This is a genomic window from Falsiroseomonas ponticola (assembly GCF_016805305.1).
Classification (GTDB): Bacteria; Pseudomonadota; Alphaproteobacteria; order Acetobacterales; family Acetobacteraceae; genus Falsiroseomonas; species Falsiroseomonas ponticola.
In genome coordinates, this window is the sequence record NZ_JAERQN010000001.1 from 1,138,495 (window position 1) to 1,157,875 (window position 19,381).

General features: G+C 71.5%; 19 protein-coding genes. 17 read left to right on the top strand and 2 right to left on the bottom strand.

Annotation, left to right across the window (positions count from 1 at the left end):
- The 15 genes from bchM to bchJ all read left to right on the top strand — a co-directional run bounded on the left by bchM (position 1) and on the right by bchJ (position 14,890).
- Positions 1 to 702 (top strand): magnesium protoporphyrin IX methyltransferase, encoded by a 702-nt coding sequence (gene bchM, locus JJI54_RS05500; RefSeq protein WP_203071679.1) that lies wholly within the window; start codon positions 1 to 3, stop codon positions 700 to 702.
- On the top strand, positions 699 to 2,138 hold the full coding sequence (locus JJI54_RS05505; RefSeq protein WP_203071680.1) for a BCD family MFS transporter: 1,440 nt from the start codon (positions 699 to 701) through the stop codon (positions 2,136 to 2,138). Before bchM ends, JJI54_RS05505 begins: the two co-directional genes overlap by 4 nt.
- Before the next feature lie 31 nt (positions 2,139 to 2,169).
- Complete coding sequence (gene puhA / locus JJI54_RS05510; RefSeq protein WP_203071681.1) at positions 2,170 to 2,937, top strand: photosynthetic reaction center subunit H; 768 nt, start codon at positions 2,170 to 2,172, stop codon at positions 2,935 to 2,937.
- Positions 2,934 to 3,608, top strand: coding sequence for a photosynthetic complex putative assembly protein PuhB (gene puhB, locus JJI54_RS05515; RefSeq protein ID WP_203071682.1), 675 nt, complete (start codon positions 2,934 to 2,936; stop codon positions 3,606 to 3,608). The genes puhA and puhB overlap by 4 nt, the downstream gene beginning before the upstream one ends.
- Positions 3,609 to 3,625: 17 nt before the next feature.
- Positions 3,626 to 4,075: a photosynthetic complex assembly protein PuhC gene (puhC, locus tag JJI54_RS05520; RefSeq protein WP_203071691.1), complete on the top strand. Its 450-nt coding sequence runs from the start codon at positions 3,626 to 3,628 to the stop codon at positions 4,073 to 4,075.
- Positions 4,072 to 4,392 carry a hypothetical protein gene (locus JJI54_RS05525; RefSeq protein WP_203071693.1) on the top strand — a complete coding sequence of 107 codons (321 nt, stop codon included), beginning with the start codon at positions 4,072 to 4,074 and terminating at the stop codon, positions 4,390 to 4,392. The genes puhC and JJI54_RS05525 overlap by 4 nt, the downstream gene beginning before the upstream one ends.
- Positions 4,392 to 5,498 carry a magnesium-protoporphyrin IX monomethyl ester (oxidative) cyclase gene (gene acsF, locus JJI54_RS05530; protein ID WP_226381380.1) on the top strand — a complete coding sequence of 369 codons (1,107 nt, stop codon included), beginning with the start codon at positions 4,392 to 4,394 and terminating at the stop codon, positions 5,496 to 5,498. Before JJI54_RS05525 ends, acsF begins: the two co-directional genes overlap by 1 nt.
- A gap of 15 nt (positions 5,499 to 5,513) precedes the next feature.
- Positions 5,514 to 6,317, top strand: a complete 804-nt coding sequence (gene puhE / locus JJI54_RS05535) for a putative photosynthetic complex assembly protein PuhE (protein WP_203071695.1) — start codon at positions 5,514 to 5,516, stop codon at positions 6,315 to 6,317.
- Positions 6,318 to 6,420: 103 nt separating this feature from the next.
- Positions 6,421 to 7,632 (top strand): 5-aminolevulinate synthase, encoded by a 1,212-nt coding sequence (gene hemA, locus JJI54_RS05540; RefSeq protein WP_203071697.1) that lies wholly within the window; start codon positions 6,421 to 6,423, stop codon positions 7,630 to 7,632.
- Positions 7,632 to 8,744, top strand: a complete 1,113-nt coding sequence (gene bchI / locus JJI54_RS05545) for a magnesium chelatase ATPase subunit I (protein WP_404817596.1) — start codon at positions 7,632 to 7,634, stop codon at positions 8,742 to 8,744. Before hemA ends, bchI begins: the two co-directional genes overlap by 1 nt.
- A complete protein-coding gene (locus JJI54_RS05550; protein WP_203071699.1) occupies positions 8,741 to 10,516 on the top strand; it encodes a magnesium chelatase subunit D in 1,776 nt (591 codons plus the stop codon). The genes bchI and JJI54_RS05550 overlap by 4 nt, the downstream gene beginning before the upstream one ends.
- Positions 10,517 to 10,522: 6 nt before the next feature.
- Positions 10,523 to 11,392 carry an alpha/beta fold hydrolase BchO gene (bchO, locus tag JJI54_RS05555; protein WP_203071701.1) on the top strand — a complete coding sequence of 290 codons (870 nt, stop codon included), beginning with the start codon at positions 10,523 to 10,525 and terminating at the stop codon, positions 11,390 to 11,392.
- 64 nt (positions 11,393 to 11,456) lie between these two features.
- Positions 11,457 to 12,476, top strand: coding sequence for a phytoene/squalene synthase family protein (locus tag JJI54_RS05560; protein ID WP_203071703.1), 1,020 nt, complete (start codon positions 11,457 to 11,459; stop codon positions 12,474 to 12,476).
- 94 nt (positions 12,477 to 12,570) lie between these two features.
- Positions 12,571 to 14,283 (top strand): magnesium-protoporphyrin IX monomethyl ester anaerobic oxidative cyclase, encoded by a 1,713-nt coding sequence (gene bchE, locus JJI54_RS05565; RefSeq protein ID WP_203071704.1) that lies wholly within the window; start codon positions 12,571 to 12,573, stop codon positions 14,281 to 14,283.
- Positions 14,284 to 14,287: 4 nt separating this feature from the next.
- Complete coding sequence (bchJ, locus tag JJI54_RS05570) at positions 14,288 to 14,890, top strand: bacteriochlorophyll 4-vinyl reductase (RefSeq protein ID WP_226381381.1); 603 nt, start codon at positions 14,288 to 14,290, stop codon at positions 14,888 to 14,890.
- Positions 14,891 to 14,894: 4 nt separating this feature from the next.
- Here the strand turns inward: bchJ and JJI54_RS05575 are convergent, their stop codons facing one another.
- Both JJI54_RS05575 and JJI54_RS05580 read right to left on the bottom strand, forming a co-directional pair.
- Positions 14,895 to 15,686, bottom strand: a complete 792-nt coding sequence (locus tag JJI54_RS05575) for a DUF2189 domain-containing protein (RefSeq protein ID WP_226381382.1) — start codon at positions 15,684 to 15,686, stop codon at positions 14,895 to 14,897.
- 115 nt (positions 15,687 to 15,801) lie between these two features.
- Positions 15,802 to 17,142 carry an NAD(P)/FAD-dependent oxidoreductase gene (locus JJI54_RS05580; RefSeq protein WP_203071706.1) on the bottom strand — a complete coding sequence of 447 codons (1,341 nt, stop codon included), beginning with the start codon at positions 17,140 to 17,142 and terminating at the stop codon, positions 15,802 to 15,804.
- Between the two features lie 166 nt (positions 17,143 to 17,308).
- Between JJI54_RS05580 and JJI54_RS05585 the strand changes: the two genes are divergently transcribed.
- Positions 17,309 to 18,172, top strand: a complete 864-nt coding sequence (locus JJI54_RS05585; RefSeq protein ID WP_203071707.1) for a polyprenyl synthetase family protein — start codon at positions 17,309 to 17,311, stop codon at positions 18,170 to 18,172.
- 8 nt (positions 18,173 to 18,180) lie between these two features.
- Complete coding sequence (locus tag JJI54_RS05590; protein ID WP_203071709.1) at positions 18,181 to 19,326, top strand: methyltransferase; 1,146 nt, start codon at positions 18,181 to 18,183, stop codon at positions 19,324 to 19,326.
- The last annotated feature ends 55 nt before the right edge of the window (positions 19,327 to 19,381 follow it).

The following is a 19,381-nucleotide window of genomic DNA, read 5'->3' on the forward strand; positions in this document are numbered from 1 at the left end:
ATGCCGACCGCGACCTACCAGACGCGCCGGGGCGAGCTTGAGACCTACTTCGACCGGACCGCGGTCAAGGCATGGGAGAGGCTGACCTCCGACGCCCCGGTCGGGCGCATCCGCGCGACGGTGCGGAAGGGGCGGGAGGAGATGCGCAACACGCTCCTCTCCTGGCTGCCCGCCGACCTCACCGCGCGCCGCGTCCTGGATGCGGGCTGCGGCACCGGCGCGCTGGCGGTGGAAGCCGCGCGGCGCGGCGCCGATGTCGTCGCCGTCGATATCTCACCGACGCTGGTGCAGCTCGGCCGTGACCGCACGGCGGGCCGGCATGGCACCGGCCAGGTCAGCTTCCATGTCGGCGACATGCTGGATGAGGGCTTCGGCGCCTTCGACCACATCGTCGCCATGGACATCCTGATCCATTACCAGCCCGCCGACGTCACGCGCGTGCTGGGCCTGCTGGCGAAGCGCACCGCGGGCTCCATCGTCTTCACCTTCGCGCCCCGCACGCCGCTGCTGGCCGCCATGCACAACGTCGGAAAGCTGTTCCCGCGCGGCGATCGCGCGCCCTCCATCGTCCCCGTCGCGCCCGGCCACCTGCGCGCGCTGATCGAGGCCGATCCCGCGCTGCGCGACTGGACCATCGGGCGGGAGAGGCGCGTCGCCGGCGGCTTCTACATCTCCCAGGCCCTGGAGCTTCGCCGGCGATGAGCAACCAGCCCGGCCGCATCATCCGCCTCTGGCAGGGCGTCGGCCCGCACCTGCTCCCCTTCGCCAGCGCGACCTCGGATCGCCTGCCGATGTCGCGGCTGCTGCGCCTGTCGCTGTTCCAGATCTCCTGCGGCATGGCCGCCATCCTGCTGGTCGGCACGCTGAACCGCGTGATGATCGTGGAGCTGAAGGTGCCGGCCTGGCTGGTGGCCAGCATGGTGGCGCTGCCGCTGGTCTTCGCGCCGCTCCGCGCCCTCATCGGCTTCCGGTCCGACAACTACAAATCGGTGCTCGGCTGGAAGCGCGTGCCCTATCTCTGGCTCGGCACCACCATCCAGTTCGGCGGGCTCGCCATGATGCCCTTCGCGCTGCTGGTGCTGTCTGGCGATACCTGGGCCGATCCCTGGGCCGGGCAGCTCGCCGCCGCCATCGCCTTCCTGATGACGGGGGCGGGGATGCACATGGTGCAGACGGTCGGGCTCGCCCTGGCGACGGACCTGTCGCCGCGCGACCAGCAGCCCAATGTCGTCGCCATGCTCTCCGCCATGCAGCTCTTCGGCATGGTGCTGGCGGGGCTGATCTTCGGCGCGCTGCTGGCGGATTTCTCGCAGCTCCGCCTCATCCAGGTGGTGCAGGGCGCAGCCGCGCTGACGCTGGTGCTGAACTTCATCGCGGCCTGGCAGCAGGAAGCGCGCGACCCCAGCCGCACCGCGCAGACGGATGCGGAGGAGCCGGGCTTTCTCGAAAGCTTCCGCATGCTGCGCCGGACCGGGCCCTGGAACCGGCGGCTGCTCGGCGCGGGGCTGGGCACTGCGGGCTTCGCCATGCAGGACGTGCTGCTGGAACCCTATGGCGGGCAGATCCTCGGCCTCAGCGTCGGCGGCACCACGGCGCTCTCCGCGGGCCTCGCCGCCGCGGCGGTCTGCGGCTTCCTGCGCGCGGCGCGGCGGCTCAGCCAGGGGACCGATGCCCATATGGTCGCGGCCCATGGCGCGCTGTTCGGCATCGCGGGCTTCACGCTGATCGTCTTCGCCGCGCCCTTCGACACGATCATCCTCTTCGCCCTCGGCATCCTGCTGATCGGCTTCGGCGCGGGGCTCTTCGGCCATGCCACGCTCACCGCCTGCATGGCCTCCGCGCCGGCGGACCAGGTGGGCCTGGCGCTCGGCGTCTGGGGCGCCGTGCAGGCCACCGCCGCGGGCTGCGCCATGGCCTTCGGCGGCGGGCTGCGGGATGCCGTCTCCTCGCTCGCCGAATCCGGCGCGCTGGGCGATGCCATGATGAGCCCCGCGACCGGCTATGTCGGCGTCTATCTCATCGAGATCGCGCTGCTCTTCGTCACTCTGGCCGTCGTCGGTCCGCTGGTGCGCAGGCACCACCAGGCCGCGCTGCGGTCGCAACCCGGGACCGGCCTCGCCGGCCCCGCGCCCGTGTAACCCGAACAGGATCCAAGGAAGCGGAGGCCGCATGTCCACGCCCGTCAACTTCGATATCGCCGCGATGTCGCTCTACGTCTTTTTCGCCTTCTTCACGGGGCTCGTGCTCTGGCTGCACCGGGAAGGGAAGCGGGAAGGCTATCCGCTGGTCTCCGACCGGCCGGAGAAGCCGCTCCGCGCGCCCATCCAGGGCTTCCCGGGCGTGCCGGAGCTGAAGACCTTCAAGCTGGCGCATCCCGAGCACATCCCGGCGCGGGAGGCCGAGCGCGACATCAGCGCCCATGTCGTGGCCGCGGACCCCTATCCGGGCGCGCCGCTGATCCCGACCGGCAACCCGATGCAGGACGGCATCGGCCCGGCATCCTGGGCGCATCGCGCCGATGTGCCGGACATGACCTTCGACGACAACGTCCCCAAGATCGTGCCGCTGCGCGCCGCCGCCGGCTGGTCGGTGGAGGAGGATTGCCCCGATCCGCGCGGCAAGCCCGTGCGCACGCTGGATGGCAAGATCGCCGGCGTGGTCGTCGATCTCTGGGTGGACAAGTCCGAATACATCCTCCGCTACCTGGAGGTGGAGGTCACCGGCAGCGACCGCCGCGTGCTGGTGCCCATGTTCCTCGCCACCGTGAACGGCAACGGCGTGGTCCGCGTCGTCTCCGTCACGGCGGAACAGCTGGCGGCCGCGCCCGGCATCAGGAATCCCGAGCAGATCACGCTGCTGGAGGAGGACAAGGTCTCCGCCTATTTCGGCGGTGGCCACATGTACGCCACGCCGGACCGGATCGGGCCCTTCGTATGAGCAACCCGGCGAAGCTGCCCATCTTCGAGCATGACGGGGAGCCCATTCCGGGCCTCCCGGCCGTGCTGCCGGAAGGGGAGGTGATCCTCTGGCAGGGTGCCCCCCGCTGGGGTGGCATCGCCCGCCGCGCGCTCCATCTCCGCGGCCTCGCGCTCTACTTCGCCCTCATCGGCGTGCTGCGCGGCACGGCGATGGCGGCGGAGGGCGCCTCCACGCTGGATGCCACGCTGGGTGGCCTGCTGATGCTGGTGGTCGGCGCCGTGCCGATCGGCCTGCTGGCGGGCTTCGCGGTGCTGGCCGCCAGGACCACGCTCTACACCATCACCAACCGCCGCGTGGTGATGCGCGTCGGCGTGGCGCTGCCCATGACCATCAGCCTGCCCTTCGCCCTGATGCAGAGCGCGGGCGTGATGAAGCATGCGGATGGCACGGGCGACATCAGCATGGCGCTCGCCGCGCCGCACCGCGTCGCCTGGATCGCGATCTGGCCGCACACGAAAAGCTTCCGTGTGGCGCGGCCGGAGCCCACACTGCGCGCACTGGCCGATGCGGACCAGGCCGCGCAGATCCTCGCCCGGGCGCTTGCCGCCCATGCGGCGATGCCGGTCCCCGCGATGGCGGCGGACAGCAACCGCCAGGCCGCGCGCCCCGGCGCCGCGGCCCTGGCCTGAGAAGGGGAGGGAGGACCATGGCGCAGGCGATCCGGCATCCGCTCTCCGGCAAGGGCCCGCTCCTTGCCGCCGCGCTGCTCATCGCGGCGACGCTTGCGCTGACCACGGCGCCGCCGCCCGGCGGTGGCGTGCAGTACCAGGGCGAGGTTTCCGCGCAGCGGGAGCTGCTCTTCGCCGATCGCGCCGATGGCGGCGTCACCGTCACCGATGCGCGGACCGGCCAGGCGATCGGCGAACTCGCCCCGGGCGAGGATGGCTTCATCCGCGGCGCGCTGCGCGGCCTGGTGCGCGAACGCCGCATCGGCGGCCTGGGGCCGGAGGCACCCTTCCGCCTCACCGGCTGGTCGGATGGAAGACTGACGCTGGAGGATCCCGCAACCGGCACGCGGCTCGACCTTGCCGCCTACGGCGCCACCAACGCCGAAGCCTTCGCACGCTTCCTGTCAACCAAGGAGAACCAGAGATGAACGGCCACTGGGGAGTGGGCCGGGCGATCTTCGGTGGGAACGAAACCCTCGAAGTGCCCTGTTCAGTGGATATCGAACGCACCGCCGACAGCTTCCACGCCTATGCGGTGCCGGAGGACGTGTTCCTCAAGCCCGGCGACCAGGTGATCGTGCACGGCACGACCGGCCGCGTGGAGTTCGGCGAACGCTACACCTTCGAGACCAGCGCGACCGTCATCCGCGCCAACGCCTTCCAGCGCTTCTGGACGCAATGGGTCGCGATCTTCGAACTGACGGAGCTCTACCATTGCGGCTTCGAGCCGAAGGAGGTGGCGTGATGGACTCGCTTCCCCCGAACAACATGACCCCCGGCGGCATGACGCCCGGCGGAAGGCCGGATGCCGATGGCGTCGCGACGCGGATGGCGCTGACGGAGACGGTGCTCTCGCCGCGCTTCTACACCACCGATTTCGACGCGATGGACAACATCAGCATCGAGCCCGTGCGCAAGCAGTGGGACGAGATGATGGCCGAGTTCCACGCCGACCCGAATCGCGGCCACTTCACCCGCACCGCGGAGTTCGACGAATTCGACCTGAGCGCGCTGCCGGAGCCGCTGCAGAAGGAGCTGCTGGAATTCCTGGTCAGCTCCGTGACGGCGGAATTCTCGGGCTGCGTGCTCTATGCCGAGATCAAGAAGCGCGTCACGAATCCCGACATGAAGGACATCTTCAGCGTGATGGCGCGGGATGAGAGCCGGCATGCCGGCTTCATCAACGACGCGCTGAAGGACCTCGGCGTCGGCGTCGATCTCGGCTTCCTGACCAAGGCGAAGAAGTACCACTACTTCCAGCCGAAGTTCATCTTCTACGCCACCTACCTCAGCGAGAAGATCGGCTACGCCCGCTACATCACCATCTTCCGCCAGTTCGAACGGCATCCGGAGCTGCGCTTCCACCCGATCTTCAAGTGGTTCGAGAACTGGTGCAACGACGAGTTCCGGCACGGCGAGGCCTTCGCCCTGCTGATGCGCGCCAACCCGCACCTTCTTCATGGTTTCAACACCTATTGGGTGCGATTCTTCCAGCTCGCGGTCTTCGCCACCATGTATGTGCGCGACCATGCGCGGCCGGAATTCCACAAGGCGCTCGGCATGACGCCGACGGAGTACGACATGCGGGTCTTCCGCATCACGGAGGAGATCTGCCGCCAGGTCTTCCCCGCCACGCTGGACATCGACAACCCGTCCTTCCTGCGCGGGCTGGAGCGGCTGCGGAAGATCTCCGACGCGCTGGGTGAGGCGAAGCGCCAGGGCGGCGTGATGGGCCGCGTCAAGCGCATCGGCCTCTCGGCCGCGGCGGCGGCCAGCTTCGCGCGGCTCTACTTCCTGAAGCCCCGTCGCCACGCCCTGCCGGACGATGCCCGGCTGGCGCCGGCCTGGTAGGCGGGGCCGCATTCCATGGCCGAGCATGGCCTGCCCGCGCTGTTCACCCTGTTCCTCTGGTGGTTCAGCACGGGCGTGATCCTCTACCTCGATGGCCTCCGGCAGGAGACCTTCCGGTGGACGATGCTCGGCGCCTCCACCCTGGCGCTGGCGGGCCTCGCCGGCCTGCACGCCACGGCCTGGGACACGACGACGCAGGGGGCCTACATCGCCTTCGTCTGCGGCGTGCTGGTCTGGGGCTGGATCGAGACGGCCTTCCTGACCGGCATGGTCACCGGCCCGTCCCGCCGCGCCTGCCCGCCCGGCGCCACCGGCTGGGTCCGGCTGCGCGCGGCGCTTGCCGCGATCCTCTGGCATGAACTGGCCATCGTGGCCGGCGCCCTGCTGATCCTGGCCGTCACCTGGGGCGGATCCAACCAGGTGGGATTCTGGACCTTCATCGCCTTCTGGGTGATGCGGCAGAGCGCCAAGCTCAACGTCTACCTCGGGGTGCGCAACCTGGCGGAGGCTTTTCTTCCCGACCATCTGCGCTATCTCGAAAGCTTCTTCCGCCGGCGGCGGATGAATGCGTTGTTCCCGGTCTCCGTCATCGCCGGCACCGCGGCCTGCGTGCTGCTGTCGATGAAGGCGGCCGCGCCGGGGGCAACGCCGCATGAGGTGGCGGGCTACTCGCTGCTCGCGAGCCTCGTCGCGCTGGGGCTGCTGGAGCACTGGTTCATGGTGCTGCCGGTGCCCGCGGATGCGCTGTGGCGCTGGGGGCTGGCCTCCCGTTCTGCCGCGCAACGGGAAGGGCGCCCCGCGCCCGCGCCCGTGGCTTGATGCTGCGCAAGGCCAAGGCGGAAGGCCGTTGGCAGGCTGCGCGGAAGACTAACCCGCCGGGGCGGTTCCCGGCGGCTGCCAGACCGGCCATGGGGGGTCCGAGATGAACTACGAGTCCTTCTTCCGCGCCCAGCTCGATGGCCTCCGGCGCGAGGGCCGGTACCGCGTCTTCGCCGATATCGAACGCCGCGCCGGCGACTACCCGAAGGCCATCCGCCACCGCAACGGCCGCACCTCGGAGGTGACGGTCTGGTGCTCCAACGACTATCTCGGCATGGGGCAGCACCCGAAGGTGCTGGCCGCGATGCATGCGGCGCTGGACCGCTACGGCGCCGGCGCCGGCGGCACGCGCAACATCTCCGGCACCAACCACGAACACGTCCTGCTGGAACGGGCGCTGGCCACGCTGCACGGGACGGAGGACGCGCTGCTGTTCAACAGCGGCTACATGTCCAACTGGGCCTCGCTCTCCACCCTCGCCTCCCGCATGCCGGGCTGCGTGATCGTCTCCGATGAGATGAACCACGCCTCGATGATCGAGGGCATGCGCCACAGCCGCGCGCAGCGCCGCATGTTCCGCCACAACGACGTGGCGGACCTGGAGCGCGTGCTGGCGGAACTCGACCCCGCCTGCCCGAAGCTCGTGGCGTTTGAGAGCGTCTATTCCATGGATGGCGACATCGCCCCCATCGCCGCCATCTGCGACGTGGCCGACAAATACGGCGCCATGACCTATTGCGACGAGGTGCATGGCGTCGGCCTCTATGGCGCGCATGGCGGCGGCATCACGGACCGCGACGGCGTCTCCCACCGCCTGACGGTCATCGAGGGCACGCTCGCGAAGGCCTTCGGCGTGATCGGCGGCTACATCGCCGGCAGCAACGCGATGTGCGATTTCGTCCGCAGCTTCGCCTCCGGTTTCATCTTCTCCACCGCGCTCCCCCCAGCCGTCGCCGCCGGCGCGCGGGCGAGCATCGAGCATCTCATGGTCTCGAATGCCGAGCGTGAGCGGCTGCACGAGCGCGCCGCAACGCTGCGGAAGCGGCTGGATGCCATCGGCGTGCCGCATCTCGACAACCCCAGCCACATCGTCCCCGTGATGGTCGGCGATCCCGTGGTCTGCAAGTCGATCAGCGACATCCTGCTGGATGAACACGGGGTCTATGTGCAGCCCATCAACTACCCGACCGTGCCGCGCGGCACGGAAAGGCTGCGCATCACGCCCGGCCCGGTGCACAGCGACGCGGATATGGACCATCTGGTGGCCAGCCTGCACGCGGTGTGGTCGCAATTCAGCCTCAGGCGGGCCGCCTGATGGACCAGGCGCCGGGCACGCTTCCCGCGCAGGGGGCAGACACGATGGCCAGTGCCGCCACGCGGCGCCGGCGCTTCGCACCGCCGGCGCCCACGGGGAAGCCCGTCTTCCCCTTCGATGCCATCGTGGGGCAGGACGAGATGAAGCTCGCCCTGCTCATCGCCGCCGTGGACCAGTCCGTGGGCGGCGTGCTGGTCTTCGGCGATCGCGGCACGGGCAAGTCCACCGCCGTCCGGGCGCTCGCCGCCCTGCTGCCGCCGATGGAGGTCGTGGCCGGCTGCCGCTTTGGCTGCGACCCGGCGAAGCCTGCCCGCGACTGCGCCCATTGCCGCGGCCTCACCGCCCCGCCCGCGCAGACCGTGCCGGTTCCGGTGGTGGACCTGCCGCTCGGCGCCACGGAGGATCGCGTCGCCGGCGCGCTCGACATCGAGCGTGCGCTGGCCGAGGGCGTGAAGGCCTTCGAACCCGGCCTGCTCGCCCGCGCCCATCGCGGCTTCCTCTATATCGACGAGGTGAACCTGCTGGAGGACCACCTGGTGGACCTCCTGCTCGATGTCGCGGCCTCCGGCGAGAATGTCGTGGAGCGGGAGGGCATCAGCATCCGCCACCCCGCGCGCTTCGTGCTGATCGGCTCCGGCAACCCGGAGGAGGGCGAGCTGCGCCCGCAGCTGCTGGACCGCTTCGGCCTGAGCGTCGAGGTCCGCACGCCGACCGACCTGCCGACCCGGGTCGAGGTGGTGCGCCGCCGCGATTCCTTCGAGCATGACCCCGAGGGCTTCGTCGATCGCTGGCACCGCGCCGCGCAGGCGACGCGCAAGAAGATCCTCGCCGCCCGCCGCCTGCTGCCGCGCATCACCGTGCCCGATGCAACGGTCGAGAATGCCGCGCGGCTCTGCCTCGCGCTCGGCACCGACGGTCTGCGCGGCGAGCTGACGCTGATCCGCGCGGCGCGCGCGCTGGCGGCGCTGGAGGGGGACCGGGAGGTCACCCTGGCGCATCTGCGCCGCATCGCCGCCCCGGCGCTCCGCCATCGCCTGCGCCGCAACCCGCTGGACGAGGCCGTCGCCACCACCCGTGTGGAACGCGCGCTGACCGAGGTCTTCGGCGCGTGACGGAAGCGGCGGGCCACCCGCCGGCCGAGGATGCGGCCCGCGCCGCGCTTCTGCTGGCCGTGGATCCCGCCGGCCTCGGCGGTGCCGCGCTGCGCTGCGCGCCCGGTTTTCCGCGCGACCGCTGGCTCGGCCTGCTGCGCGTGGCGCTGCCCGAAGGCGCCCCCTTGAAGCGCCTGCCGACCGGCGTGCCGGATAGCCGCCTGCTGGGTGGCCTCGACCTGACCGCGACGCTCAGCGCCGGCCGTCCCGTGGTGGAACGCGGCGTGCTGGCCGATGCGCATGGCGGCCTGGTGCTGGCCGCGATGGCGGAGCGGATGGACAGCGCCACCGCCGCCAAGATCGCCGCCGTGCTCGATGCCGGGCAGGTCGCGGTCCAGCGCGATGGCCTCGGCATCACGCTCCCCGCGCGCATTGGCCTGGTGGCGCTGGACGAAGGCGCGTCGGAGGAGGAGCAGCCCCCGCCCGCGCTGCTGGAACGCCTGGCCTTCCGCCTCTTCCTCGATGAATTGCCGCAGCAGGCGGTGCTGCGCTGGCCAGTGCCGGACCGCGCCGCCATCGCCGCCGCCCGCGCGCGCCTGGCCCGCGTGACGGTGCCGGAGGCAACGCTGGAGGCCCTGGTTGCCGCCGCGCTGGCCTTCGGCATCGACAGCGCCCGCGCGCCCCTGCTGGCGCTCCGTGCCGCCCGCGCCGCCGCGGCGCTCGCGGGGCGTGACACGGTGGGGCCGGAGGAGGCGGGCCTTGCCGCGCGCCTCGTCTATGGCCATCGCGCCACGCGCCTGCCGGCCGCGGAAGAAGCGCCGCCCGAGCCGCCACCCTCTGACCCGCCGCCGCACGACGAAAACAGCGCGGACCAGAAGCCGGAAGGCGGGCCGGACCCGCAAGCGCTGCAGGAGATGCTGCTGGCTGCGACCCAGGCGGCGCTCCCCGCCGGCCTGCTCGCCGCGCTCGGCGCCGATGCCCGCAACGCCGCCCGCCGCAGCGCCGGCGCGCAGGGAAGGGAAGGGCAGCGCCGCCAGTCGCGGCTGCGTGGCCGCCCCATCGGCACCCGCGCCGGCACGCTGCGGGATGGCGCGCGGCTTTCCATCGTGGAGACGCTGCGCAGCGCCGCGCCCTGGCAGCCGCTGCGCCTGCGCGAACGGGCGGGCCGCCCCGGCCCGCGCATCCTGGTCAAGCGCGACGACATCCGCCTGATGCGCTTCCAGCAGAACACGGAGACGACGGCGATCTTCGTCGTGGACGCCTCCGGCTCCGCCGCGCTGCATCGCCTGGCGGAGGCGAAGGGCGCGGTGGAGATGCTGCTGGCGGATTGCTATGTCCGCCGCGACCGCGTCGCGGTCGTTGCCTTCCGCGGCCAGGCGGCGGAGCTGCTGCTGCCGCCCACCAACTCCCTCGTCCGCGCCAAGCGCAGCCTGGCCGGGCTGCCCGGCGGCGGCGCGACGCCGCTGGCCCTCGGCCTCGATGCCGCCATGGCGCTGGCGGAGGAGGAGCGGCGCCGCGGCCGCACGCCGCTGGTCATCCTGCTGACGGATGGGCGGGCCAACATCTCCCGCGCCGGCACGCCGGGCCGCCCGCAGGCGGAGGCCGATGCGCTCTCCGCCGCCGTGCCCTTCCGCCTGGCGGGCCTCTCGACCCTGCTGGTGGACACGGCGCCACGCCCCGCCCCCTTCGCGAAGCAGATGGCGACCGCGATGGGCGCGAAATACCTCGCCCTGCCGGCGGCGAATTCGGAAAAACTCTCGGCCGCGGTCACCGCCACCCGCGGCGCGGCGTGACGCGCCATGGCCCAGTATCCGGCATGGGATCGCGAGGGCCGCGACTGGCCCAACCGGGAGGCCAGCCGCTTCGTGCAGGCTGCCGGGCTGCGCTGGCATGTGCAGGTGATGGGGCAGGGGCCCGTGCTGCTGCTGCTGCACGGCACCGCCGCCGCCACCCATTCCTGGCGCGCGCTCATGCCGCTGCTGGCGGAGCATTTCACCGTCGTGGCGCCGGACCTGCCGGGCCACGGATTCACGCAAGCGGTGACGGGCGCGCGGCAATCGCTGCCCGGCATGGCGGCCAGTGTCGGCGCGCTGCTGCAGGTGATGCAGCAGCAGCCCGCCTTCGCCGCGGGCCATTCCGCCGGCGCCGCCATCCTGCTGCGCATGGCGCTGGACCAGCGGATCGCGCCGCAGGCGATCATCAGCCTCAACGGCGCGCTGCAGCCGCTCGGCGACCAGCACGCCGCCTTCTTCACCCGCACCGCGCGGCTGCTGGTCGGCCTGCCCTTCGTGCCGAGCCTCTTCGCCTGGCGCGCCGCCGACAAATCGGTGGCGGAGCGGCTGCTGACGGATACGGGCAGCCGGATCGACGCCCAGGGCGTCGATTACTACGCGCGGCTCTTCCGCCATTCCGGTCACCTCGCCGCGGCGCTCGGCATGATGGCGAACTGGGACCTGGTGCCGCTGCTGCGGGACCTGCCGCGCCTCGCGCCGCGACTCGTCCTGGTGGTGGGGGCGAAGGACCGCGCCGTGCCGCCCGCCCAGGCCGATCGCGTCCGCGCCCGCCTGCCATCGGCGCGCATCGTGACGCTGCCCGGCCTCGGCCACCTGGCGCACGAGGAAGCGCCGGGCCAGGCCGCCGCGATCATCCGCGCGGAGGCCGGGCCATGACCCTTTCACGCTCGCATCCCATCCTTCCGCGCGCTAGCCTGCCGCCATGGCAGGGAGGTCCGACATGACGAACGCCGAGGACCTTGCCGTCTGCCATCGCCTGCTCTCCGGCGGGTCCAAATCCTTCCGCGCCGCCTCCCTGCTGCTGCCCGCGCGCATCGCCGATCCCGCCGCCGCGCTCTACGCCTTCTGCCGCGTCGCGGATGACGAGATCGATGAGGCGACGGCGACGCAGGATGCGCTGGCCGGTCTCCAGCGGCGGCTCGATGACATCTATGCCGGCCGGCCCCAGCCCCATGCGGCGGATCGCGCCTTCGCCGGCGTGGTCGCCGCCTTCGGCATCCCCCGCGTGCTGCCGGAGGCGCTGCTGGAAGGCTTCGCCTGGGATGCGGAGGGCCGGCACTACCGCGACCTCGCCGCGCTGCAGGATTATGCCGCGCGCGTCGCCGCCGCCGTCGGCGCGATGATGACGCTGCTGATGGGCGTGCGCGATCCGGTCGCCATGGCGCGGGCCTGCGACCTCGGCGTCGCGATGCAGCTCACCAACATCGCCCGCGACGTGGGGGAGGATGCGCGCAACGGCCGCCTCTACCTCCCGCTCGACTGGATGCGGCAGGAAGGCGTGAACCCCGCCGATTTCCTGGCCGATCCCGTCTTCACCCCGGCGCTCGGCCGCGTCGTGCAGCGGCTGCTCGATGCCGCGGATGCGCTCTATGAACGGGCGGAGCAGGGCATCCCGCTGCTGCCGCGCGATTGCCGCGCGGGCATCGGCGCGGCGCGGCACGTCTATGCGGAAATCGGCCGCGCCGTCGAACGCCAGGGTCTCGATTCCATCAGCCGCCGCGCCACCGTCTCCGGCCGCCGCAAGGCCTGGCTGCTGGCGCGCGGCATGGCGGCGCTGGCGCTGCGGCCGGCGGTGGATGCCGCGCCGCCGCTGCCGGCCACGCGCTTCCTCGTCGATGCCGTCTCCGCCACGCCGGCGCCGGCGGATCGCGCCCCGCCGCAGCGCCTGCCGGACCGCATCGCCTGGGCCGTGCAGGTCTTCGACCGGCTGGACCACGACCCCGGCCATTACGCGCGTTGACGCTTCCGCCTGTGGCGTTGGGTTGACACACATCAAGGCCTGATCGCCTGGCGCTGCGCCAGACTTCCCCGCCGGCCAACGGAGGGAAGCGTCGATGCGCATTGTCCTGGTCCACCCGAACTACCACTCCGGTGGCGCGGAAATCGCCGGCAACTGGCCGCCCGCCTGGGTCGCCTATCTCGCGGGCTATCTGAAGAACGCCGGCTACACCGACGTCACCTTCATCGACGCGATGACGGACCACATGAGTGACGACCAGGTGCGCGATGCGCTGCGCCTGCTGCAGCCGGACCTGGTCGGCGCCACCGCCATCACCCCCGCCATCTACGCCGCCGAATCCCTGCTGAAGCTGGCCAAGGAATGCTGCCCCAAGGCCGTCACCGTGCTGGGCGGCATCCATGGCACCTTCATGTACCCGCAGGTGCTGACCGAAGCGCCCTGGATCGATGCCATCGTGCGCGGGGAAGGGGAGCAGGTGCTGCTCGACCTGGTGCGCTGCATCGATGGCGGCGCCTGGCCGGCGGCGCGGGGCACGGTGAAGGGCATCGCCTATCTCGAGGACGGCAAGGTCACCGCGACGCCGGCCGCCAAGCCCATCGCGGATCTCGACCTGATCCAGCCGGATTGGGGCATCCTCGACTGGAAGAAGTACATCTACATCCCGACCGGCAAGCGCGTCGCCATCCCCAACATGGCGCGGGGCTGCCCCTTCACCTGTTCCTTCTGCAGCCAGTGGAAATTCTGGCGCGACTATCGCGTGCGCGACCCGAAGAAGGTGGTGGACGAGATCGAGACGCTGGTCCGCGACCATGAGGTCGGCTTCTTCATCCTGGCCGATGAGGAACCGACCATCCACAAGAAGAAGTTCGTCCAGTTCTGCGAGGAGATGATCGCCCGCGGCCTGCCGGACAAGGTGCAATGGGGCATCAACACCCGCGTCACCGACATCCTGCGGGACGAGGCGCTGCTGCCCTTCTACCGCAAGGCCGGCCTCGTCCACGTCTCTCTCGGCACGGAAGCCGCGGCGCAGCTCAAGCTCGACCGCTTCAACAAGGAAACCACCGTCGCCCAGAACAAGCGCGCCATCCAGCTGCTGCGCGAAGCCGGCATCGTGACCGAGGCCCAGTTCATCGTGGGGCTGGAGAACGAGACGGTGGAGACGCTCGAGGAAACCTACCGCATGGCGCTGGACTGGAACCCGGACATGGCGAACTGGGCCATGTACACGCCCTGGCCCTTCAGCGACCTGTTCCAGGAACTCGGCGACAAGGTGGAGGTCTTCGACTTCTCCAAGTACAACTTCGTCACGCCGATCATGAAGCCGGATGCGATGGACCGCGCCACGCTGCTCGATCGCACCATGGCGAACTACCGGCGCTTCTACATGCGCAAGGCGTTCCTGGGCTATCCGTGGGAGAGGGACAAGCGCCGGCGCAGCTACCTCGTCGGCTGCCTCAAGGCCTTTCTCAAGTCGGGCTTCCAGCGGACCTTCTACGACCTCGGCAAGGTCGGCTACTGGGGCCCGCAATCGAAGAAGCAGGTGGATTTCCACTTCGACGAAAGCCGCACGCTGGCCGCGCGCAACCCCGTGGCCGTGCCCCACAACGCGATGTGGAAGACGATGCACCGCCCGAAGGTGAAGCTGCCCGCCGCCAACGCGGCCAGCACGCCCCACGCGGCCAGTGCCGCGATGGCCTGCGGCGGCGGCAAGGAACAGCTGGAGGAGGATGAGCCGCCCCGCATGAAGGCCTGCGGCGGCGGCACGCAGCAGCTGCCGGAATCCGTGCAATCCCCGGTGCGGGAATAGCGCGATGGATGGCGGCGCGGGGATGGCGGGCGGCCGCATCGGCCCCAACGCCATCACGCGCATGGCGGAAGCCATGCGCAACTCGATCGGGGAGGAACGCACCCGCGCCATCTTCGCCGCGGCGGGGCTGGAGGAGCGGCTCGACCATCCGCCGGAAGCGATGGTGCCGGAGCGGGAGGTGACGCTGCTGCATCGCGCGGCGCGCGAAGCCCTCGGCACCGCCCATGCCACGCAGCTGGCGCGACGGGCGGGGATGCTGACGGGACAGTATCTGCTGGCCCATCGCATCCCGAAGCCCGTGCAGTGGCTGCTGCGCGCGCTGCCCGCGCCGGTGGCCGCGCGGCTTCTGGTCAAGGCCATCGCGCGCCATGCCTGGACCTTCGCCGGCAGCGGCCGCTTCAGCGCGCGGCCCGGCAATCCGCTGGTGCTGGAAGTGGCGGGCGGGCCCATCGCGCTGGCGGGCCCCGCCGAACAGCCAGTCTGCGACTTCTACACCGCGACCTTCGGCACGCTGTTCCGCGCGCTGGTCAATGCGGAAGCGCAGGTGGTGGAAACCCAGTGCACCGCCATGGGCGCCACCTCCTGCCTCTTCGAGGTCCGTTGGTAGCGCGCTACTTCGCGACCACCAGGCGGTACAGGTGCCAGGTCGCATGCCCCAGCACCGGCAGCGCGACCGCGAGCCCGATGAACAGCGGCAGCGACCCCAGCAGCAGCACCACCGCCACCACCAGGCCCCAGCCCAGCATCGCCACCGGATTGGCCGCGAAGGCCCGTACCGAGGTCGAGACCGCCTGCGCCACCCCGCCATCGCGGTCCAGCAGCATGGGGAAGGACACCACCGTCAGCACCAGCACCGCCAGCGCGAAGCCGAGCCCCGCCAGGTTGCCCCACAGCAGCAGCCGATGCCCCGCTGGCGTGGCGAAGACCACGCGCATCGCATCCCCCGCATCCGCCGGCAGCGTGCCAACCGTGGCGGCGAAGATCAGGTGCGCCACCCAGAGCCAGGCGAGGAAGATCGCCGCCAGCAGCAGCGCCAGCCCCGCGATGCTGGCGATGGCCGGGGACCGCAGCACGTCGAAGACGTTCCGCCACCCCGCCGCCTGCCCGCGTTCCCGCCGCCGGCTGATCTCATAAAGCCCGAGCGCCGCCACCGGCCCCACCAGCGCGAAGCCCGCCGCCATGGGGTAGAGCAGGTGCATCGCATCGCCGCCCGCCGCCAGCGTGCCCGCCAGCAGCCCGATCAGCGGATACAGCACGCAGAGGAACATCAACTGCGTCGGCGCCGCCACGAAATCCGCCCAGCCGCGCCTGAGCGCGGTGCCGAGCGCCTCCATCCCGATCCGTCGCACCTCAGGGCGATCGGCCACCATCGATGCCGTCGCCGTGGTCCAAGCCTCAGCCATCGCGTGATCCTCCGGGGAGGGTTGCGCGGACGGCCCGCTGCCGGAGCACCAGACCCCGCATCCCGGAGATTGGCGCGAATCCCGCGGCTTCCCGTTCAACCCGCCGTGAGGGTTGTCAATGCAGCTTCACACCGGGCTCCGCCCGCTGGCTGACCAGTCCGGCCAGCGTCCGCCACAAGGTCGGCGCGCTGCCATGCAGCGCCGTCTGGTGCATCTTGTAGAGCGACCGGTACATCAGCCGCGCGAAATAGCCCTCGATGAACATGGATTTGCCGACCAGGAACCCCATCAGGCTGCCGACGGTGCTGTACTTGCCGAGCGAGACGAGCGAGCCGAAGTCCCGGTAGACGAAGGGCGCCGGCGTGCCGCCCGCGATGATGGTCTCGATCTGCGTGAACAGATGCGCGGCCTGCTGGTGCGCCGCCTGCGCCCGCGGCGGCACCCAGGCGCCTTCCCCTCGCGGGCAGGCCGCGCAATCGCCGATGGCGAAGACCGATGGATCGCGCGTCGATTGCAGCGTCGGCTGCACCACGATCTGGTTGATGCGGTTGGTCTCCAGCCCGCCGATCTCCTTCAGGAAATCCGGCCCCTTCACCCCCGCGGACCACACCGTGAGTTCCGCCGGCAGCAGCGAGCCATCGGCGAAGACCACGCCATCGGCCCGCACCTCCGCCACCCGCGTGCCGGTCTTCACCTCCACCCCCATCTGCTCCAGCAGCCGGGTCGTGGCCTCGGAGATCCGCTCCGGCAGCGCGGGCAGGATGCGCGGCGCGGCCTCCACCAAGACGATGCGGATGTCCTGCTCCGGCTTGATGCGATCAAGGCCGTAGGCGACCACGGCGCGCACCGTGCGGTGCAGCTCCGCCGCCAGCTCCGTGCCCGTGGCGCCGGCGCCGATGATGGCGATGTGCAGCTGGCCCGGCCGCACCGGCTCCTCCTGCGCATTGGCGCGCAGGCAGGCATTCACCAGGCGGCGGTTGAAGCGGCTGGCCTGTTCCGGCGTCTCCAGCGGGATGGCGTGGCGCGCGGCGCCGGGCGTGCCGAAATCATTCGTCACGCTGCCCACCGCCATGATCAGCGTGTCGTAGCCCAGGCGGGACGCCGGCGTGATCTCCCGCCCCTCCTCGTCCAGCATGGCGCCGAGCTCGATCTCCTTCGCCGCGCGGTCGAGCCCCACCATCTCCCCGAAGCGGTAGGTGAAATGGTGCCAATGCGCCTGGGCCAGGTAGTTCAGCTCATGCTGCGCGCGGTCCATGCTGCCGGCGGCGACCGCATGCAGCAGCGGCTTCCACAGATGGGTGCGCGCCTTCTCCACCAGCGTGACGGTCGCGCGCCGCCCGTCCCGGTAGCGGTCGCCCAGCCGGGTGGCGAGTTCCAGCCCCGCCGCCCCGCCCCCCACCACGACGATGCGATGGGGCGAACCCCCGGCCGGCCCAGCCGCGGCACCTGCTTCCATGGGAAGGCTCCTGGGTGATGTGCCATCGGGCAGTCAGGCCGAAAGCCGTTGACTTCAGTGTCAAGATAGACTGACAGTAGAAACTGACAAGCAAAGATGACGGCTCGCCTGTTCGCGACCCCATCGCCGCCCCGTCCGGGGCGGTTGACGCATGGAGGATAGCCGCATGGACGCCATGACGCGCATCGAATCGAGCCTGGCCGATGCGGTGCTCTACGCGGAGGCGACCGGCGCGCCGCCGCGCCTGGCCTCCGCCCTGCGCCATGCGGTCTTCCCCAAGGGCGGCCGCATCCGCCCGCGCCTGACGCTCGCCGTCGCCGCCGCCTGCGGGGATGACCGGCCGGCGCTCTCCTCCGCCGCCGCCGCGGCGATCGAGCTGCTGCACTGCGCCAGCCTGGTGCATGACGACCTGCCCTGCTTCGACGATGCCGCGACGCGCCGCGGCAAGCCCAGCGTCCACCGCGCCTATGGCGTGCCGCTGGCGGTGCTGGCCGGCGATGCGCTGATCGTCCTCGCCTTCCAGACCCTCGCCCGCGCCGCCGCGACGGCGCCGGAGCGGCTGGGCCCCGTGATGATCGCGGTGGGGGATGGCGTCGGCGTGCCCTTCGGCATCGTCGCCGGCCAGGCCTGGGAATGCGAACCGCGCGCCGACCTCTCCGAATACCAGCGGCAGAAGACCGGCAGCCTCTTCGCCGCCGCCACCATCGCCGGCGCCGCCGCCTGCGCCCATGCGGAGCCCGAGGCCTGGCGCCTGCTGGGCGACCGGCTGGGGGAGGCCTACCAGGTGGCCGACGACCTGCGCGACGCCGTGGAGGATGAGGCCACGCTCGGCAAACCCGTCGGCGTGGACAAGGCGCTGGGCCGGCCGAGCGCCGTCGCGGAATTCGGCCTGATGGGCGCGGTCGCGCGGCTGCGCCGCCTGTCCCAGGATGCGGTGGAAAGCATCCCCGAATGCCGCGGCCAGGCCATGCTGCGCGGCCTGATCCTGCAGGAAGCCGGGCGCCTCGTGCCGCAGAAGCTGGCCGCCTGACGCCACCCATGTCGGACGTCATGGCCGCCTCCCCGGGCTGGCGGGACCGCTTCCGCGAATGGCGGGAAGGCGTCACCGCCAATCCGCGCTTCCGCGCCTGGGCCGCCCGCTTCCCGCTGACGCGCCCCATGGCGCGCAAGCGGGCGGGGCAGCTCTTCGACCTCTGCGCCGGCTTCGTCTATTCGCAGGTCCTCTTCGCCTGCGTGCGCCTCAAGGTCTTCGACCTGCTGCATGAAACGGGCCCGATGGCGGAGGCCGCGCTGGCCCATCGCCTGTCCCTGCCGCCGGAAGGGGCGTCCCGCCTCCTCAATGCCGCCGCCGCGCTGCAGCTCACCCATCGCCGCGATGACGGGCTCTGGACGCTCGGGCCGCTGGGTGCGGCCATGATCGGCAATCCCGGCATCAGCGCGATGGTGGAACACCACGCGCTGCTCTACGCCGACCTCGCGGATCCCGTCGGCATGCTGCGCCGGGAACGCGGCGGCAACGCGCTCTCCGCCTACTGGGCCTATTCCGGCGCCGACAGCCCGGACCAGCTCGCCCCGGACCGGGTCGCCGACTACTCCGCCCTGATGGCCGCCTCCCAGCCCATGGTGGCGGAGGAGGTGATCGTCGCCTTCGACTTCCGCCGCCACCAGGTCCTGCTCGATGTCGGCGGGGGGGAGGGCGCCTTCCTCTCCCATGTCGCCGCCGCCGCGCCCGCGCTCCGCCTCATGCTGTTCGACCTGCCGCCGGTCGCCGCGCGCGGCGCCGCGCGCTTCGCGCAGGCGGGCCTGGCCGCGCGGGCGGAGACCTTCGGCGGCGACTTCACGACGGATGACCTGCCCCGCGGCGCCGACCTCATCAGCCTGGTGCGCGTGCTGCACGACCATGACGACGACGTGGTGATGGGCCTGCTGCGGCGCGTGCGCGCCGCGCTGCCGCCGGGCGGCCGGCTGCTGGTGGCGGAACCCATGGCCGGCACGGCGGGGGCGGAGGCGATGGGCGATGCCTATTTCGGCTTCTACCTCCTCGCCATGGGCCGCGGCCGCCCGCGCCGGCCGGCGGAGCTGCAGGCCATGCTGGCCGCCGCCGGCTTCGCCGCCTCGCGCCTCATTCCCACGGGCACGCCGCTGCTGACGCGCGTGCTGGTCGCGGAAGCGGGTGTGGCCTGAACGCCGCTGTCGTGCCCGCGTGACGAAGGGGTGTCAGTTTCCCTTGACATTGCCC

Bases quoted from the DNA above. Each gene is read 5' to 3' on its own strand.
- bchM (WP_203071679.1), top strand. From the start codon at position 1: ATGCCGACCGCGACCTACCAGACGCGCCGGGGCGAGCTTGAGACCTAC.
- JJI54_RS05505 (WP_203071680.1), top strand. From the start codon at position 699: ATGAGCAACCAGCCCGGCCGCATCATCCGCCTCTGGCAGGGCGTCGGC.
- puhA (WP_203071681.1), top strand. From the start codon at position 2,170: ATGTCCACGCCCGTCAACTTCGATATCGCCGCGATGTCGCTCTACGTC.
- puhB (WP_203071682.1), top strand. From the start codon at position 2,934: ATGAGCAACCCGGCGAAGCTGCCCATCTTCGAGCATGACGGGGAGCCC.
- puhC (WP_203071691.1), top strand. From the start codon at position 3,626: ATGGCGCAGGCGATCCGGCATCCGCTCTCCGGCAAGGGCCCGCTCCTT.
- JJI54_RS05525 (WP_203071693.1), top strand. From the start codon at position 4,072: ATGAACGGCCACTGGGGAGTGGGCCGGGCGATCTTCGGTGGGAACGAA.
- acsF (WP_226381380.1), top strand. From the start codon at position 4,392: ATGGACTCGCTTCCCCCGAACAACATGACCCCCGGCGGCATGACGCCC.
- puhE (WP_203071695.1), top strand. From the start codon at position 5,514: ATGGCCGAGCATGGCCTGCCCGCGCTGTTCACCCTGTTCCTCTGGTGG.
- hemA (WP_203071697.1), top strand. From the start codon at position 6,421: ATGAACTACGAGTCCTTCTTCCGCGCCCAGCTCGATGGCCTCCGGCGC.
- bchI (WP_404817596.1), top strand. From the start codon at position 7,632: ATGGACCAGGCGCCGGGCACGCTTCCCGCGCAGGGGGCAGACACGATG.
- bchO (WP_203071701.1), top strand. From the start codon at position 10,523: ATGGCCCAGTATCCGGCATGGGATCGCGAGGGCCGCGACTGGCCCAAC.
- JJI54_RS05560 (WP_203071703.1), top strand. From the start codon at position 11,457: ATGACGAACGCCGAGGACCTTGCCGTCTGCCATCGCCTGCTCTCCGGC.
- bchE (WP_203071704.1), top strand. From the start codon at position 12,571: ATGCGCATTGTCCTGGTCCACCCGAACTACCACTCCGGTGGCGCGGAA.
- bchJ (WP_226381381.1), top strand. From the start codon at position 14,288: ATGGATGGCGGCGCGGGGATGGCGGGCGGCCGCATCGGCCCCAACGCC.
- JJI54_RS05575 (WP_226381382.1), bottom strand. From the start codon at position 15,686: ATGGCTGAGGCTTGGACCACGGCGACGGCATCGATGGTGGCCGATCGC.
- JJI54_RS05580 (WP_203071706.1), bottom strand. From the start codon at position 17,142: ATGGAAGCAGGTGCCGCGGCTGGGCCGGCCGGGGGTTCGCCCCATCGC.
- JJI54_RS05585 (WP_203071707.1), top strand. From the start codon at position 17,309: ATGGACGCCATGACGCGCATCGAATCGAGCCTGGCCGATGCGGTGCTC.
- JJI54_RS05590 (WP_203071709.1), top strand. From the start codon at position 18,181: ATGTCGGACGTCATGGCCGCCTCCCCGGGCTGGCGGGACCGCTTCCGC.